The 1,819-nt window shown below is 74.4% G+C and carries 1 protein-coding gene and 2 pseudogenes; 2 read left to right on the top strand and 1 reads right to left on the bottom strand.

Going from position 1 to position 1,819, the window contains the following annotated elements:
- Positions 1-454: pseudogene (locus VB737_RS06830) on the bottom strand (threonine-phosphate decarboxylase); the annotation flags it as partial.
- An 88-nt stretch (positions 455-542) separates the two neighbouring features.
- On the opposite strand from VB737_RS06830, the gene VB737_RS06825 reads away from it, so the two are divergent.
- Together VB737_RS06825 and VB737_RS06820 are read left to right on the top strand one after the other, a co-directional pair.
- On the top strand, positions 543-1,454 hold the full coding sequence (locus VB737_RS06825; RefSeq protein ID WP_500312178.1) for an AAA family ATPase: 912 nt from the start codon (positions 543-545) through the stop codon (positions 1,452-1,454).
- Positions 1,441-1,819, top strand: a pseudogene (locus tag VB737_RS06820) (hypothetical protein); the annotation flags it as partial. The gene VB737_RS06825 and the pseudogene VB737_RS06820, both read left to right, overlap by 14 nt.

Below are 1,819 nucleotides of genomic sequence, written 5' to 3'. Positions count from 1 at the left end.
GGGGCCAGGGGCCCGGTCCCGCCCCGGACCAGTCGAGGGGCAGGGGCAGGGACCGCCAGGCGCCGCCCCAGCAGCCCAGGGCCCGGTGGTAGTCGGCGAACCCTGGCGCCGGCAGCGGGCTCAGGCCACAGGCCGCCCCATCCCGGGCCGCCCAGGTGAACAGCTCGGCGGCCCCGTTGCCGGGCAGGACCCGGGCCGGATCCAGGCCGTGCCAGGCGGCGATGGCGTCGCCCAGGGCGGTGTAGTCCCGGTCGGGATAGTCCCGCAGATCGCTGCCGAGGGCCCGGACCAGAAGGCGCCGCAGCCGGGCCGGCGGCCCGAAGGGCACCAGGGAGGCGCTGGCATCGAGCAGCTGCTCCTGGCGGCAGCCGAGGCGTCGGGCGGCCGCCTGCAGGTTGCCGCCATGGGGATCCGGCGGTTCAGGTGTCCCGATCGCCGGGTGGAGGGCAGGCACCGGCTCCAGCGAACATTAAGGCGGTTGTAACACGGAAGCGGGGCCGGGCTGCTGCAATGGGGGGGCCACCGGTGCGCCGCGCTCCCCCGTGCCCTCCTCCCCCCTCCAGCCGGTCATCAGCGCGATCGGCGCGGTGCTGCTGGGCAAGGAGCATGAGGTGCGGCTGGCCCTGGCCTGCCTGCTGGCCCGCGGCCATCTGCTGATCGAGGACCTGCCCGGCATGGGCAAGACCACCCTGGCGGAGGCCCTGGCCCGCAGCTTCGGGCTCGGCTTCAAGCGGGTGAGCTTCACCAGCGACCTGCTGCCGGCGGATCTGACGGGCCTGAACGTGTTCGACCCCGCCGCCGCCAGCTTCCACTTCCAGCCCGGCCCCCTGTTCAGCCAGGTGCTGCTGGCCGATGAGATCAACCGGGCCAGCCCCCGCACCCAGAGCGCCCTGCTGGAGGCGATGGCCGCCGGCCGGGTGAGCGTGGACGGCACCAGCCATCCCCTGCCCCGGCCCTTTCTGGTGATCGCCACCCAGAACGGCCTCGACCAGGGGGGCACCTCGGCCCTGCCGGAATCCCAGCTCGACCGCTTCCTGATGCGTCTCAGCCTCGGCTACCCCCCCCGCCAGGCGGAGCGGGCCCTGCTGCAGGGTGAGGGCCTGCGGCCCGACGGCCTCAGCGGCGCCTTCGGCCCGGAGGACCTGCTGGCGCTGCAGGACCGCGCCGACCGGCAGCACTGCAGCCCCGCCCTGCTCGACTACGTGCTCGACCTGCTGGAGCGCAGCCGCCGCCAGCCGTCCCAGGCCCATCCGCTCTCGCCCCGGGCCGGCCTGGCGCTGGTGGCCGCCGCCCGCGCCTGGTCGCTGCTGGAGGGCCGCGACCATGTGATTCCGGACGATGTGCAGGCCGTGCTGGCGGCCGTCTGCGAGCACCGCATGGACGGCGGCCAGCGCGGCGGCAGCGACGGGGAGCTGAGCCAGCGGCTCCAGGAAGGCGTCGATGGACTTCGGTAGGCCCCAGCAGGGCGAACGGGTGCGCCTGCGGATGCGCAACCTCTACATCCTGCCGACACGATTCGGCTGGCTCTGGCTGGCGGGCACCGTGCTGCTGCAGGTGGTGGGGGTCCAGATGCAGAGCAACGGCACGCTGCTGCTCAGCTTCCTGATGCTGAGCCTGTTCCTGCTCACCCTGCACCTCACCCACTTCAACCTGCAGGGCGTGGAGCTGGCCTGCGGCGTACCGGCGCCGGGCTTCGCCGGCGAACCGGTCCCCTATCCGATCCGGGTGCGCTGCCCGGGCCGCAGCGAGGGGGTGCGCCTGCGGCTGGTGGGGAGCGCCCCGGGCCCGGCCCTGTCGCTGGCGGCGGGGGAGCATGAAC

The sequence above is a fragment of the Synechococcus sp. BA-120 BA3 genome (assembly GCF_034931285.1).
In the GTDB taxonomy this organism is placed as follows: Bacteria; Cyanobacteriota; Cyanobacteriia; order PCC-6307; family Cyanobiaceae; genus Cyanobium.
This window is presented reverse-complemented; position numbering and strand designations above follow the sequence as displayed.